Source organism: Marinomonas sp. FW-1 (assembly GCF_005222245.1).
GTDB lineage: Bacteria > Pseudomonadota > Gammaproteobacteria > Pseudomonadales > Marinomonadaceae > Marinomonas > Marinomonas alcarazii.
Genome location: NZ_CP025987.1, coordinates 456,076 through 469,935 on the forward strand (window position 1 = coordinate 456,076; position 13,860 = coordinate 469,935).

The 13,860-nt window shown below is 46.7% G+C and carries 14 protein-coding genes; 5 read left to right on the forward strand and 9 right to left on the reverse strand.

The features are described from left to right. The first annotated feature begins 6 nt into the window (after nt 1-6). A complete protein-coding gene (locus C1X04_RS02115; RefSeq protein ID WP_110574964.1) occupies nt 7-975 on the forward strand; it encodes an ABC transporter permease in 969 nt (322 codons plus the stop codon). Between the two features lies 1 nt (nt 976). Then, entirely contained in the window at nt 977-1,396 is a 420-nt protein-coding gene (gene cdd, locus C1X04_RS02120; protein ID WP_110574966.1) for a cytidine deaminase, read from the forward strand. An 83-nt stretch (nt 1,397-1,479) separates the two neighbouring features. On the opposite strand, the gene C1X04_RS02125 is transcribed toward cdd, so the two are convergent. Next, nucleotides 1,480-2,559, reverse strand: a complete 1,080-nt coding sequence (locus C1X04_RS02125; protein ID WP_137169065.1) for an AbrB family transcriptional regulator — start codon at nt 2,557-2,559, stop codon at nt 1,480-1,482. On the opposite strand from C1X04_RS02125, the gene C1X04_RS18390 reads away from it, so the two are divergent. Then, a complete protein-coding gene (locus C1X04_RS18390) occupies nt 2,558-2,695 on the forward strand; it encodes a hypothetical protein (RefSeq protein WP_175404879.1) in 138 nt (45 codons plus the stop codon). The two genes, C1X04_RS02125 and C1X04_RS18390, sit on opposite strands and share 2 nt — an antisense overlap. 142 nt (nt 2,696-2,837) lie before the next feature. After that, nucleotides 2,838-3,221 carry a septal ring lytic transglycosylase RlpA family protein gene (locus C1X04_RS02130; RefSeq protein WP_137169066.1) on the forward strand — a complete coding sequence of 128 codons (384 nt, stop codon included), beginning with the start codon at nt 2,838-2,840 and terminating at the stop codon, nt 3,219-3,221. On the opposite strand, the gene C1X04_RS02135 is transcribed toward C1X04_RS02130, so the two are convergent. Beyond that, the gene (locus C1X04_RS02135; protein ID WP_137169067.1) at nt 3,218-5,611 is read right to left on the reverse strand and encodes a GNAT family N-acetyltransferase; all 2,394 of its coding nucleotides are present in this window, start codon (nt 5,609-5,611) and stop codon (nt 3,218-3,220) included. The two genes, C1X04_RS02130 and C1X04_RS02135, sit on opposite strands and share 4 nt — an antisense overlap. Nucleotides 5,612-5,813: 202 nt before the next feature. On the opposite strand from C1X04_RS02135, the gene C1X04_RS02140 reads away from it, so the two are divergent. Next, on the forward strand, nt 5,814-6,737 hold the full coding sequence (locus tag C1X04_RS02140; protein ID WP_137169068.1) for a histone deacetylase family protein: 924 nt from the start codon (nt 5,814-5,816) through the stop codon (nt 6,735-6,737). A 51-nt stretch (nt 6,738-6,788) separates the two neighbouring features. Here the strand turns inward: C1X04_RS02140 and C1X04_RS02145 are convergent, their stop codons facing one another. The 7 genes from C1X04_RS02145 to cysT form a co-directional block, all read right to left on the reverse strand. Further along, the gene (locus tag C1X04_RS02145; RefSeq protein ID WP_110574975.1) at nt 6,789-8,093 is read right to left on the reverse strand and encodes a TRAP transporter large permease; all 1,305 of its coding nucleotides are present in this window, start codon (nt 8,091-8,093) and stop codon (nt 6,789-6,791) included. A 1-nt stretch (nt 8,094) separates the two neighbouring features. Beyond that, nucleotides 8,095-8,607, reverse strand: a complete 513-nt coding sequence (locus tag C1X04_RS02150) for a TRAP transporter small permease subunit (RefSeq protein ID WP_137169069.1) — start codon at nt 8,605-8,607, stop codon at nt 8,095-8,097. Continuing rightward, the gene (locus tag C1X04_RS02155) at nt 8,604-9,581 is read right to left on the reverse strand and encodes a TRAP transporter substrate-binding protein (protein WP_110574980.1); all 978 of its coding nucleotides are present in this window, start codon (nt 9,579-9,581) and stop codon (nt 8,604-8,606) included. Before C1X04_RS02155 ends, C1X04_RS02150 begins: the two co-directional genes overlap by 4 nt. Before the next feature lie 157 nt (nt 9,582-9,738). Further along, the gene (locus C1X04_RS02160) at nt 9,739-10,800 is read right to left on the reverse strand and encodes a GlxA family transcriptional regulator (protein WP_137169070.1); all 1,062 of its coding nucleotides are present in this window, start codon (nt 10,798-10,800) and stop codon (nt 9,739-9,741) included. Between the two features lie 148 nt (nt 10,801-10,948). Beyond that, nucleotides 10,949-12,043, reverse strand: coding sequence for a sulfate/molybdate ABC transporter ATP-binding protein (locus tag C1X04_RS02165; RefSeq protein WP_137169071.1), 1,095 nt, complete (start codon nt 12,041-12,043; stop codon nt 10,949-10,951). Next, a complete protein-coding gene (cysW, locus tag C1X04_RS02170) occupies nt 12,040-12,927 on the reverse strand; it encodes a sulfate ABC transporter permease subunit CysW (protein ID WP_110574986.1) in 888 nt (295 codons plus the stop codon). Before cysW ends, C1X04_RS02165 begins: the two co-directional genes overlap by 4 nt. Nucleotides 12,928-12,939: 12 nt before the next feature. Then, the gene (cysT, locus tag C1X04_RS02175; protein ID WP_110574988.1) at nt 12,940-13,800 is read right to left on the reverse strand and encodes a sulfate/thiosulfate ABC transporter permease CysT; all 861 of its coding nucleotides are present in this window, start codon (nt 13,798-13,800) and stop codon (nt 12,940-12,942) included. Nucleotides 13,801-13,860: the final 60 nt, after the last annotated feature.

The following is a 13,860-nucleotide window of genomic DNA, read 5'->3' on the forward strand; positions in this document are numbered from 1 at the left end:
AAGATTATGTTTGAAACATTGATACTTATGTTGGACGCGACAATGCGCGTTTCTACTCCGCTTATTTTTGCTGCATTAGCTGGCTTATTTTCTGAGCGTGCGGGCATTGTTGATATTGGTCTAGAAGGTAAAATTCTAGGCAGTGCCTTTGCAGCGGCAGCGGCAGCGTCTGTTTTTGGGTCTGCTTGGATAGGTTTGTGCTTCGGTATCGTTGCTTCCATTTGCTTAGCGATGATCCATGGCTTTGCTTGTATCACTCACCGTGGTGATCACATCGTGTCTGGTGTAGCGATTAATACCATAGTTGCCGGCTTGACGGTGACCTTATCTATGTACTGGTTTGGTATGGGAGGGCAAACTCCAGCATTGGTTGGTGATGCGCGCTTCTTAGATATTACCTTCCCATTTGCTGACGCAATAGCAAGTGTGCCAGTGATTGGGCCTATTTATTCGAATTTGCTCAGCGGTCATAACATTTTGGTGTATTTGGCATTCGCTATGGTGCCTGTGACCTATTGGGTGATTTATAAGACTCGTTTTGGTTTACGCCTTCGTGCCGTGGGTGAGAACCCTCATGCGGTCGATACGGCTGGTATTTCGGTGGCTTTCATTCGTTATCGTGCTTTGATCATTTGTGGCATCTTGTGTGGTCTTGCAGGTGCGTACTTGTCTACAGCCCACAATGCAGGCTTCCTGAAAGACATGAGCGCAGGTAAAGGCTACATGGCACTCGCAGCGCTTATCTTTGGTAAGTGGCGTCCAGTCCCTGTGTTGCTCGCTTGTTTGCTGTTTGGTTTCTTAGATGCTGTGGCGGTTCGTATGCAGGGCGTTGAGATTCCAGGTATTGGCCAAGTGCCAGTGCAGGCGATTGAAGTGTTACCATACGTATTAACTGTCTTGTTGCTTGCGGGCTTCATCGGCAAAGCCATTGGTCCTAAGGCCATAGGTCGTCCTTACGTGAAAGAGAGAGCTTAGTATGTCTAATAGGGCGCAAAATACTGAGCTTTTTGAGCTAGCGAAAACGGCGATGAATAAAGCCTACGTGCCTTATTCTCGTTTTCATGTTGGTGCTGCAATTTTAACGGCGGATGGTCAGTTTTATTCCGGCTGTAACGTAGAGAACGCCGCGTTTCCAGAAGGCACTTGTGCCGAAGCAGGTGCAATTGCGTCTATGGTGCTGGGCGGTGAAACCTTGATTAAAGACATCTATGTTATTGGTAAAGGTGAAGAACTGGTCACGCCTTGTGGCGGTTGCCGTCAGAAGATTCGTGAGTTCTCTTCTGCGGACACTATGATTCATATTTGTGGTGAGGAAGGGGTAAGAAAATCCCTTACTATGAATGAATTGCTGCCATTTTCCTTCGGCCCTGAAAATTTAGAACAAGCAGCTAGCTAGTATCATTATCTATATTGATTGAAAGCTTGATGTTTATGAAAACCACCTTCGGGTGGTTTTTTCGTTTTAGTCGTTTGATTGATTTATGCGGTCTTATTCGTCGAAAGCCAGCGAGCAAGCATTGGCCCAGCAATCAGCACCAGCAGAAACCTCGCCACCTGCATGGCCATGACAAAAGACACATCTGCACTGGTCGATGCGGCAATAATGGCAACAGAGTCAGCACCACCAGGACTTGTGGCGAGAAACGCTGTGAGTGGGTCGATATCGGCAAAAGTGATCAACAGCATGGCCAAGCAAGCGTTAATGGCAATGAGAGCTAGAATCGCACCTAACACGTGAGGAAAGACATGCCAGGCATGTTGTAATACTTGTCGAGTGAAACGAAAACCAATGCCCCAACCCAATATGGCAAAGCTGATTGCCAAGCACCAATGGGGCAGAACAATAGGCAAAACACCGGTAAACTTGATCACCAACCCTATCGCAAGCGAAAGCAGTAACGGTCCGCTGGGAAGGCGAAGCTTGACGCCAATAATGCTCACCACCAAGATGGTGCAAAGCGTGATGGCAAAACCTGACCACGAAGGAACGCCCAGCCAATCAATCGGTTCAGCCGCAACACCATCGACGTGAAAGGTTGCTGCAACGACTGTCGCTGCGATAGCGCAACACGCCACACGTAAATATTGCATAAAGGCGACTAATCGCATATCTGCTCCGTAGGATTCAGACATAATGGTCATTGCCGAGGCGGCACCGGGAGATGATCCCCAAATGGCCGTGGTGCCAGGTAATAATCCACTACGACTAAGCAGCCAACCTAAAAAGCTAGACACCAAAATTGTCGAGACGGTCCCCATCAGAAATAGCGGCCATTCCATGGAAATTTTCGCAAATACTGTGAGTGGCAAGCTGTTTGCTATCATCATGCCCAAAATGCCTTGAGCCATTAAAAACATTGGCTTGGGCATTGTCATTCCGGCTCCGCTAACCGCTAAGATGATCGCTGTAATCATGGGGCCGAGCAGAAGCGCTGCGGGTAAATTGGCGTATTCAAAGCACACCACTAAAACAAAAGACACGGCTAATAAGACGGATAATCGCCAAGTGGTAGGCCAACGAGAGGGGGTTTTACAAAGTAATAAAAAGCGAGAGATCATGTCTATCTATCGAAAAAAGCAGTGGTTTAATGGTGCTAAGCATACCTTAAATAAGCTGGTTTTATTGGCGCCTCTGGTGATGTTAACCATACTCGCAACTTATGTTGATGTATTGTCATGTTGGGAATTGACGTGAGCATTAAGGCAGCGCATAGAAAGATACGCCAAAACCCTGACAAGAAGCTGACGGAAGTTTCGTTAGGTTGAGTTTGTTAGGTGAAGGTATCTGTTACCATAGTGTCTGAAAATCCATGCGACTGAAAGGAAAAGAAAAAACCATGCGAACAATTAGTATCTTATGTTGGGTCATCTCTTCGCTCGTTTTAACTGCGTGCGCCAGTGGCCCAATTAGTCGCTCTGATTCAGTCGGGTTCGAAGAAAGCGGCGGAGCCAGTTATTACGCCATGAAGTATCAAGGCCGTAAAACCGCCAGTGGAGAATTGTTTGATCAAAAAGCCATGACTGCTGCTCATAAGCGTTTGCCGTTTGGTTCTAGGGTAAAAGTCACCAACGTTCAGAATGGCAAAAGTGTCGTCGTGCGAGTTAATGACCGTGGGCCGTTCGTTCGTGGTCGGATTATTGACCTTAGTAAGTCGGCTTTTCAGCGCATTGCTAATACGCGTGAAGGGGTGGTTGAGGTTGATATTGAGGTCTTGAACTAGCAAGCATCTCGACACTTTTCCAGCATGCTTGGTGTGAGTTTTATGCTCGCTACCATCTGACCGAAATCGTCTGGGTCTCGCTGAATCGTAAAGCCTAAATGACGGCAAAATTCGATCATGCGCTTGTTTTCGGCCAAGACGATCCCTTTCATCACGCGAATGCCTTTGTCTGCGGCGACTTGCATCAGGCGTCGCATTAGATAAGAGGCCAAGCCTAAACCTTGGAATTCATCTCCCAGCACCACGGCGAACTCACAGCTCTGATCATCAAAGTTGTCGATATAGCGTGCTGTACCAATAAGTAAATCTTTGTCATCTCGCTGGATAACCGCGAGTAAGGCCATTTCTCTGTCGTAATCGATGTGGGACATGCTTGCGAGCATGCGAGGTGTCAGCTCTTCGATATTCGAAATGAAGCGAAAGTAACGAGTCTCGTGAGACATGCTTCGAACAAAATCCGCCAAAATGCCAGAATCTCTCGGTAAAACGGGTCTAACCGTAGCGATTTCTTCATTCTTTAAAATGCGTTCCGATACCCATTGTCTTGGGTAGGGGTGAATGGCGAGGTGTTCATAGCGTCGCCAGTTTTTGCAAAGACGGAGATTGGCTGTGACATCTGCGTAAACACTGCCGCTGTCGTGAAGTCTCACATCGGCCAGTTCTAAGTTTTCAATCTCGGGCAGTTCGCACACCATGGTGGATAAGTTGCGTAGCAAGCTTTCTAATTCAAAGGATTCTTCCCCGGGAAAGGCGCGTTGGATTAAATCCTTTGCCAAGATGGTATTGAGTGGTGGTAAAGCCACGGCTTCGGCTTGTTTATGCTGCTGGGCACCTTCCAAAGATAAGCCAATGGCTGGGCCAAACACAGCGTCTTGAAAGACGCGTAAATGGATAGGGGCGTTCAGCTGATTGGATGACTGACGACGAGTAATTAATCGAATATGAAACAGCTCAAAAATATCTCGTAAAGCATCTGCTGTGGGCGCTTTATCCCCTTGCTTATAAAGCCGGTTAAGTGTGTTTGTGGCTTCTGATACATCGATCTTAAAGCGAAACGCATGGCTGTCTGGTGATTGCTTGGCGAGTAATTGATTACGCTGAAACTGCACTAAAAATTGAAAGCCTTCGATGGCGGTTTCTGGCGTTCTAAATGTTGGGATTCCTGCTTCGTTAATACGCGTGCGCATGTTGGTCATGTTGCCACCGCCTAGCAAACACACCATGACCAGTTTTTTCTGGGTGCGATGTAATTTGATGATGAGATCGTATAAGGAATCGATATCGATAAGAGCGGTCGGGCTGAGTGTTAATAACACGGCTCCGCAGTCTGGACTGCTTAACGCATCGGCAGCGAGGTCGATGAAAAGATCTGTCGCGCAACTTGCCCAAACGGTTGTCACAGGGCCAATGCCGCCACGACCCGCCATGGTGTTTTCTAATTTATCACGCAGCTCGCCTTCTGGCGTGAGCAAATCTATACCAAGTTCGGTGGCGCGTTGTGCTGCCAATTCGCCCGGCCCAGCGCCGTTTCCAATGATTAACAAGGAACCGTCTTTGACACGACGGGCGTTGGTCATGACCGAAGCCGCAGCGATTAGATCATTCAAGCGTCGGCCGCGAACGGCCCCTGTTCGGCTGAGTGCCGCGTCCAACACGCGTTCATCAGCGCCAATAGAATGCTCTGTTACAACCGCAACCGGTTTGCTTCGCCCTGTGGCGCGTAAGCTGCTGAGGAAACGTGTCGGGCGACCAATTTTTTGCAGATACATTAAAATAGCCTGACTGTCGAAATCATTGGATAAATAATCCAATACTTGCGATGGCATCACATCCACTGGTGATCCCATAGAGACGACTTGTGAGAAGCCTATGCCTTGCCAAGTCGCCCAGTCTACAAGGGCGCTGGCGACCGTCCCAGATTGTGACATTAAGGCTAATCGCCCTGATAATGGCTGAGTCAGGCCAAGCCAAGCAAAGACGCCTTGTTTCGGACGACAAATACCAAAGCTGTTTGGTCCAAGTAAGCGCACATTGTGGTTACGCAGCGCTTCTATCAGCGACTCCTGACTGTCTCCTGTCCAGGATAACATTAGCAAAGAGCCAATGCCTGCGGTGCCACAGTCGGCGATAATGTCTTCCATCGATTGAGTATTGTGAGTGCCAACCAAGACAGCAATGTCTGGGCTAGTGGTGAGTTTTGCTAGGCTTGCTACTAATGGAAAGGGAGTTGTTACAGCAGGCTCAACACCTGACAAATACACAGGGCAAGACTTTTGCGCTGCTGTTAACGAGCTTAATAAAGCCAACATAAGCGGGTCGTGGGGATCGTCGCCGGTAAGCACCACCATAGATTTTGGGGCGAGTAGAGATTGTAATGCGTGTTGGCTCACTTAACCTTCTCCAAAATTCAATGTGTGTGTTGAGTTGGTAGTACAGTATTGAAACTGTAGCACAGTCTTCTGTAGTGCGAATTGTAGACCATGGTAGGGTGGACTGTCTTTTTCATTCATGAGATCTTGTCATGCTTACTGCGTTCATGAAATCCTGAAAAGACCTCGGCAGTTTTTAAAAATAAAAAACACTGGAATAAAAATGACAACGGCTTACATCACACACACTTATTGCGACAAGCATGACATGGGCGCTGATCACCCTGAGTCTCCGTTGCGTCTTGGGGCGATTCAAAATCGTCTGATCATGGGGCAGTTGATGGATTTTTTGCGTCGAATGGAATCCGATCCGGCAACGCGAGAGCAGGTTCTTCTTGCCCATGATGAAGCCTACGTAAATTCTATTTTCGCACGCGCGCCAGAAGACGGTCATGTGGAGCTGGAGCCTGAAACCTTGATGATGCCCCATACGCTGGACGCGGCTTTGTATGCCGCAGGCTCGGTGATTAAAGCGGTGGATCTGGTCATGACAGGCGAGATGGACAACGCGTTTTGCGCGATTCGTCCACCGGGACATCATGCGGAATATGACAAAGCCATGGGCTTTTGCCTGTTCAATAACATTGCCGTTGGTACTCGCTACGCCATTGAACAATATGGTTTAGAACGTGTGGCGATTGTGGATTTTGATGTTCACCACGGCAACGGCACGGAAGACATTTTTAAAACCGACCCTAAAGTGCTTTATGCATCCAGCTACCAGCATCCGTTTTATCCTTACAGCGATCCTGGGGCTTCACACGATAATATTTTACATATGCCGCTAGAAGCAGGTTCTGGCAGTGACGCCTTTCAAGCCATTATCTCCGAGCAACTCTTGCCTGCACTTGAAGCTTTCAAACCACAACTGATTATGATTTCAGCTGGCTTTGATGCTCACAAAGAAGACCCAATGGGGCAACTAAGATTAAGCGAGTCAGACTTTACGTGGATTACCGATCTTTTGGTGGATGTGGCAGATCGCCATTGCGGTGGGAAAATTGTGTCTGTCCTAGAGGGCGGCTACAACATAGACGCGCTTGGTCGCGCTGCGTTTTGCCATATTCGTAGCTTGATGAAGATTTGAAACTAACCTAGCCCTATGATGTTAGGGCTAGGTATTTAAAGCCTGACGAACTTACTGCGATAGGGCATTAGGCAGCCATAATGCGATTTCTGGGAATAGACAGAGAATAAAGGCTGCAACACACATCAAAATAAAGAAAGGGAAAGCGGATTTTGCGACTTGCCCTATTTTTTCTCCGGTAAGCCCTTGTAATACAAACAGGTTAAAACCAACTGGTGGGGTGATTTGCCCAAGCTCTATTAAAATGACAAGAAAGATACCAAACCAGATTGGGTCAAACCCTGCCAGAATAACAATCGGCAGAGTGATAGGTAAGCTCATTACGGTAATGGATATGCCATCTAAGAATAAACCTAATATGACGTAAAATACCGCCAACGCTAACAGCAATAAGCTAGGAGAAAGATCCAAACTAGCGATATAGCTGGCAAGTTCAGACGGTAGGTGAAGAAATCCCATAGCGGTGGATAACAGCGCAGCAGAAACCAATATGCTGCAGACCATGGTTGAGCTCAACAAGGTAGCAATCATGGCTTCTTGTATCATTTTAAAAGACAACTGACGCTCTTTAATTAGAATAACAAGTGTTGCAAATACACCAACGGCAGCAGCTTCTGATGGAGTTGCTATGCCTGAGTAAATGGCTCCCATAACAATGACGATCAGAGAAATAACAGGCAGCAGGAGAAATATACTTTCTAATTTTCCCGCTGTGTCAGACTTTTCAGGCGGGCATAGCGAAGGGTTTAACAAGGCTCTGATCACTATGTAGCCAGAATAAAGCGCCGCAATTAAAATACCGGGTAAAACTCCCGCCATAAAAAGCTTACTGATTGAAACTTCTGACTGGATTCCGTAAACGATCATCACAAGAGACGGTGGAATTAACAACCCTAAACTACCCGCGCCAGCTAAAGATCCGATGGACAAGCTTCGGTCATAACCACGCTTTTTCAGTTCTGTTGTGGTGATTTTACCGACGGTTGCTGTGGTGGCCGCACTTGATCCACTTACCGCTGCAAATAGTGCGCAGCCAAACACATTTGTGTGAAGTATTCCGCCTGGGATTTTTTTTGTCCAAGGTTCTAATCCGCGAAATAATCTATCCGAAATATCAGAGCGAAAAATTAGCTCGCCCATCAAAATAAAAAGCGGGATGGCTGATAATTCCCACGAGTTGGCAGATCGAAAAAGAATACGACTGAGTATGGCGCCAGCTCGGTCCATGCTGACATCGCCAATCACAATGAGAGACAGCAAGGCAACGATTGCTAGGCCTGAAAATACCCAAACACCAAGCCCGAGAACCAAGAGAATTAGGGCGATAACGCCAACGGCTGATAATACAATTTCCATCTTATTTATTTATCTCGATTCGGGGGACTTGGCGTGTAGATACGAGTACAAGTATTCTGACAAATAGGGTTAAGCACAAAAGAGTTAAGCCAACTAACACCATGCCTTCCGGAATCCACAAAGGAGTTTCAGCAATAGACTCACTAGTGATATTGCGCTTAAAGCTTCGGGATACATTGATATACCAATAACATGAAACCCAAAAAAACATGGCAAAAGAAGCGAGAGAGATAAACGTATCTAATACCCAATGGTGCTTCTCAGGGATTCGGTCGCTTAAAATATTAACCTTAATGAGTCCGTTTCTTTCTAAACTGTAGCCTAACCCTAGAAAGGTAATCGTTGCGATTGCGTAACCAACGAACTCATCAAGAACATACGTTGATGTTCCGAAAAAGCGTAAGACAATTTCTAACAAGATGTGACATAGCAGGTACGCGATAAGCAACATTGCCAATGCACCAGACAGCTGGTTCAGCCGTCTGGAAAATATAGCCAAAGAACGGATGATCATTTGTTTTTCTCAAAATCCGCCATGATATCGCTACCAGATTTCCCCGTGTCCTCTAACCATTCTTTCAATGATGGTTTAGCGGACTCTTGAAGCCAGCCAATAAAGTCTTTTGAAAGATCTTGATGGATGGTTACCTTGTTTGCAGAAAGTTCTTTGTAGTTGTCTGCTACGCGGGTTCTTACTGTTTTCCAGTTATGCTCGTCTGTTAACGCGGCCGCTTTCAAAATGGCACTTTGTTCATCACTGGATAAATCATCAAACACATCTTTGTTCATATGAACCATGTTTAGAGGAATGGCGTATTGAATCGCGCTGTAGTTATCTAGGTGCTCCCAAAACTTACCGCTAGCACCTGCGTCAGCAGAAGTAAGTACCGCTTTAATACCACCTGTGGACAGCTGAGGAACAACGTCCCCCCAGGATAACTTAATAGGTTCGGCGCCTGCTTCACGTAGGGTTAATGTGCCATTTTTGTCATAAGTGCGGATTTTTAAATTAGCGAGTTCTTCTTTTGTTGTAACTGGCTTTTGAGACCAAATGCCGCTGGCAGGCCAAGGAGAAGCGTAAAGAAGAATTTGTCCATTTTGAGCAAAGACCTTTTGGTAATACGGTTTAGCAATTTGATAAAGCTTCTCTGCTTGATCTTCGTTTTCAACGATAAAAGGCAATGAAGACAATAAAAAGATAGGGTCAATTCCGGCCATGCTACCAGCCAATGTATCAGCAATTTGGATAGCATTGTCGGCTACAGCGTAAAAGTTATCAGTGGATTTAAACCCGAGAGAGCCACCGGTATGAAGCGTGATATCAATGTCACCTTTGCTAAGTTTGGTGACTTGATCAATGAAATATTTATCACCTTCAGCGTGAATTGATGTCGCATTGTACTCGTTTGAGAAGTCAAATTTGGCGGCTAAGGCGAATGGAGCTTGGGACAAGGCGATGGAAACTAACAAAAGGCTAGAGCGGCGCATATGACTTTATTCCTTCAAGAGTGGGGATCATTCCACTCTAGGCCGCTTCTATCTTGGTTGGGTTCGCTATAACGACAAAAGACTGATGGAAAGCGACACCGTCTTAGCCGTTGAGGAATAGCTGACAGCAATCAGGCTTATTTGATTGATGCTGATTTTACGTGTCTTGAAAAGTGCGTCGCGTATCTGTTGGTGGTTGGCCAAAGAAGCGATGGTAAGTACGGCTGAAATGAGCCGAGCTGACAAAGCCACAAGCCACAGATATTTCAAAAATGCTGAGGTTCGATTGTTGTATTAGCTGACGTGCGCGGGTTAAGCGGTATTCCATGTAATATCGAGCGGGTGTGACGCCGACATTAATTTTGAACAATCTCTCTATTTGTCGACGTGAAATACCAACTAACTTAGTGAGTTCATCAATGCTTAATGGATCTTCAATGTTATTTTCCATTAGTTGGATGGCTTCTTTGATGCAATCAGGCGTATGCGTTTCGGATCGTAAAAAACGGTTAGTGCTTTTGGTGTCAGCATTGTTTGTTCGATCCGAACCTATCACTTCCGCTACGGCTTGGGAGCAATCTGTACCATAAGAGCTTTTTATAAAGTGAAGCATCATGTCCAGCGCTGTGTTTGGGCCACAACAGGTGAAAAGCCCGCTGTCTTCGGTAAAAGAAGAGGTCGAAAGGTTCAGCGCTGGGAAGCGCTCTCTCATAATGGCCTTATTATCTTGGTGGATAGAAATAGAATCACCGAGTTTGATTTTGCTGTCGGCAATGTAGAAGCTGCCGTTCCACAGCCCCATGATGGTGGCGTTTGCCTGTGCTGCTTTGACTATTTTCTTATTAAGAGAAGGCTCTGGCTTGAGAGAGCTACGGAAGCCTCCGCATATAATTAAGATAGAGTCTTTAGCGAGCTCTATGTCTTCAATGGTGCCATCGGTGGCTATTTCGATAGAAATATCAGACAGTGCTTTTTTATCTTTTAAGCCGTACGTTTTGCATTCGTAAATCGGGTGGTCGTGCACTAGATTAAGCGTTACAAGTGTGTCGAGCGCGATAGAGAAGGACGACATAGAGAAGTGATCGAGTAAAACAAAGTTCGCTCTTCTTGTCGGTGTAGAAGCGTTTTTAGTGGGCGTCGAGCTAGAATAAGCAAGGTTCGAGCGCTTCAGATGGCTCTGAAACAAAGAGGTATTGAGCTTTTCGCTGACTTCCAACATTCTTTACCCTTTATAGTTTTTTGTAGACACAATATCCGATTTTCAAAGCAAAATAAATGCCGCCAATTCTAAAGTATAGACTTTAGAATTGGGTTGTTGGTAACAATCAGCGGGATAAGCGCTTTATATTTTAGGGCGACGCATGTTGTTATTTTTCCCAGCTTAACAATGTGGGCTTTTGTGCGTCATTGGCAAAAAAGTAACCTGCTTTTGGTGTGACGTATAAAGTTTGGCCTTTTTCAAAGCAGTTCTTATCAAAGGCTTTGTGAGGCAGATCGATTTCCCATACGTCGTTGCTTTGCCAATCAATCGGAGTCAGTTCTAGGCGAACTTCAGCACCAATCGGGTTGATCGCAATCACGCGCAGCGGCAAGTTGGCTTGCGCCGTTGGTTCTCTTGAGACAAAGAATTCATGGGAGCGAATGTACAACTGACCGTCTTTTTGTTCAGCGCCCTCTGGTAAGACGATATTTGCTTGCTGGTTGTGCCATTTGCCATTTTCTACTTTGCCATCAAAAACATTGGCGTTACCAAGGAAGTCGAACACAAATCGGCTGTTTGGTGAGGCATAAAGCGCACCTGGCTGGTCGATTTGCTCGATGTGCCCGTTGCTCATCACCACAACACGATCAGACAACTCCAAGGCTTCTTCTTGGTCATGGGTGACAAACACGCTGGTGAAACCTAGTTCATCGTGCAATCCACGCAGCCAGCGACGTAACTCTTTACGAACCTTGGCATCTAATGCGCCAAAAGGTTCGTCTAGCAGCAAGACTTCTGGCTGAGTCGCCAATGCACGCGCCAAGGCAATACGTTGCTTTTGACCGCCAGAAAGCTGAGACGGGAAACGGTTCGCAAGGTGCTCAAGTTGCACCATTTCCAACAAATGCATTACGCGGGTTTTTATTTCAGTCGGGCTTGGTCGCTCTTTACGGGGCAAGACTTCGAGACCAAAAGCCACATTGTCTGCCACTGTCATGTGGCGGAACAAGGCGTAGTTTTGGAATACAAAGCCGACGCGACGATCACGAACATGCAAGTTGGTCACGTCTCGGTCGCCAAATTTAATACGGCCAGTGTCGGCGCCTTCAAGCCCTGCGATAATGCGCAATAAGGTGGTTTTGCCTGAACCTGAAGGTCCGAGCAAGCCTATCATTTCGCCTTCGTTGATATCTAATGACAAAGGTGACAAGGCTTGAAACTGCCCAAAGTGTTTGGAAATGTTTTCAATCAAAATACTCATTGTGTCACCTGTCTTTCTTTTTCAGCTTCAATTTTTAAACTACGTTCCTGACGCCATTCAATAAAGGCTTTCAACAACAAGGTAAGTAGGGCAATCATCGCTAGTAGCGATGCGCTGGCAAAGGCTGCAGCGGCTTGGTAATCCTCATATTGCAACTGAACGTGCAGCGGCAAGGTATTGGTTTCTCCGCGAATATTGCCAGACACCACGGAAACGGCACCAAATTCGCCCACAGCACGAGCGTTGGTCAGGATAACGCCATAAATCAGCGCCCATTTGATATTTGGTAACGTCACTCGGCGGAACAATTGCCAGCCAGAAGCGCCCAGAATCACCGCAGCTTCTTCGTCTTCTCGGCCTTGCTGTTGCATCAAGGGAATCAATTCACGGGCCACAAATGGACAAGTCACAAATACCGTCACCATGACGATGCCAGGCCAAGCAAACATCAATTGGATGTCTTGGTCATACAGCCAAGAGCCTATCCAGCCGTTGTTGCCGTACAACAATAGATACAATAAACCAGCTACCACAGGCGAAACCGCGAAGGGAATATCCATCAAGGTCATCAAAATTTTGCGACCAGGGAACTCAAAGCGCGTTACCGCCCATGCGAGCATCACGCCAAAGACCAAGTTAATAGGTACGGTTAACGCCGCAACAACCAAGGTTAAACCAATGGCGTGCAAGGTATCGGCTTCCACCAAACTGTTGAAATAGTGCGCAGCGCCTTCCACAAAGGCTTGCTGGAAAATGGCAATGAGCGGAACAACCAGCAAGATTGCCGTCAACAATAAGGTGATGCCAATAAGCAAACCTTTTACCAGAGGGCTATCGCCGACTCGCAGCTGGTGTTGCCCAGATGAAGATTTAGAAGATGACATAATATTCTGTTCCTAACTGCGTCCGTGAAGGCGACGTAAATAACGCGCCTGCCAAATGTTAATGGCGAACAAGAGAACCAGTGACGCCATCAGCACAACCGAGGCAATGGCGCTGGCGGCAGGGAAATCGAACTCTTGTAAGCTAACGAAGATCATCAAAGACGTAATTTCGCTAACGTATGGCATGTTGCCCGCGATAAAGATTACCGCGCCAAATTCACCTAGACTACGCGTAAATGACAAGGCAATGCCCGTCATCAAAGCAGGCCATAAGGCGGGGAAAATAACCCGACGAAATACGGACCAATCAGACGCGCCCAGTGTCATTCCGGCTTCTTCCTCTTCTGGAGAAAGTTCTTCCAAGACGGGCTGAACCGTTCTAACCACAAAGGGAATGCTGGTAAACGCCATAGCGAGGACAATCCCCCAAGGCGTATAAGCGACTTTTAGACCTAGGCTTTCGAGTATTTCACCGTACCAACCGTTTTGAGCGTACAAGGTCGCTAAGGTGATACCGGCAACGGCTGTTGGCAAGGCAAAAGGCAAATCCACCAAGGCGTCTAGAATACGGCGTCCAGGAAAGTCGTAGCGCACCAATACCCAAGCGAGTAGAAGGCCAAAAAAGCCATTGAAAACAGAGGCAATCAACGCTGCCCACAAGGTTACTTTGTAACTGGCGACCACGCGTTCATCGCTGATGACTTGCCAATATCTGTCCCAACCCATGTCGACGGATTGCATAACCAAACCTGTCATAGGAAGCAAAAGGATCAAACTGATAAATAGCAGGGACGTGCCCAAGCTTAAACTGAGTCCGGGCAAGACTCGCTTATGGCGAGGTCTGGTGTCAGCCGCGCTTAGATGTGTTGCCATGTGGTTGCCTATTATGGTCTTAGTAAGAAAGTTTCAACAATAAAACGTACAAGTCAGAAA

What these genes read in the sequence shown, in the direction of transcription:
- C1X04_RS02125 (WP_137169065.1), bottom strand. Translation starts at nt 2,559, where the DNA reads ATGATCTCTCGCTTTTTATTACTTTGTAAAACCCCCTCTCGTTGGCCT.
- C1X04_RS18390 (WP_175404879.1), top strand. Translation starts at nt 2,558, where the DNA reads ATGTCTATCTATCGAAAAAAGCAGTGGTTTAATGGTGCTAAGCATACC.
- cdd (WP_110574966.1), top strand. Translation starts at nt 977, where the DNA reads ATGTCTAATAGGGCGCAAAATACTGAGCTTTTTGAGCTAGCGAAAACG.
- C1X04_RS02140 (WP_137169068.1), top strand. Translation starts at nt 5,814, where the DNA reads ATGACAACGGCTTACATCACACACACTTATTGCGACAAGCATGACATG.
- cysT (WP_110574988.1), bottom strand. Translation starts at nt 13,800, where the DNA reads ATGGCAACACATCTAAGCGCGGCTGACACCAGACCTCGCCATAAGCGA.
- C1X04_RS02150 (WP_137169069.1), bottom strand. Translation starts at nt 8,607, where the DNA reads ATGATCATCCGTTCTTTGGCTATATTTTCCAGACGGCTGAACCAGCTG.
- C1X04_RS02160 (WP_137169070.1), bottom strand. Translation starts at nt 10,800, where the DNA reads ATGTTGGAAGTCAGCGAAAAGCTCAATACCTCTTTGTTTCAGAGCCAT.
- C1X04_RS02155 (WP_110574980.1), bottom strand. Translation starts at nt 9,581, where the DNA reads ATGCGCCGCTCTAGCCTTTTGTTAGTTTCCATCGCCTTGTCCCAAGCT.
- C1X04_RS02145 (WP_110574975.1), bottom strand. Translation starts at nt 8,093, where the DNA reads ATGGAAATTGTATTATCAGCCGTTGGCGTTATCGCCCTAATTCTCTTG.
- C1X04_RS02115 (WP_110574964.1), top strand. Translation starts at nt 7, where the DNA reads ATGTTTGAAACATTGATACTTATGTTGGACGCGACAATGCGCGTTTCT.
- C1X04_RS02130 (WP_137169066.1), top strand. Translation starts at nt 2,838, where the DNA reads ATGCGAACAATTAGTATCTTATGTTGGGTCATCTCTTCGCTCGTTTTA.
- cysW (WP_110574986.1), bottom strand. Translation starts at nt 12,927, where the DNA reads ATGTCATCTTCTAAATCTTCATCTGGGCAACACCAGCTGCGAGTCGGC.
- C1X04_RS02165 (WP_137169071.1), bottom strand. Translation starts at nt 12,043, where the DNA reads ATGAGTATTTTGATTGAAAACATTTCCAAACACTTTGGGCAGTTTCAA.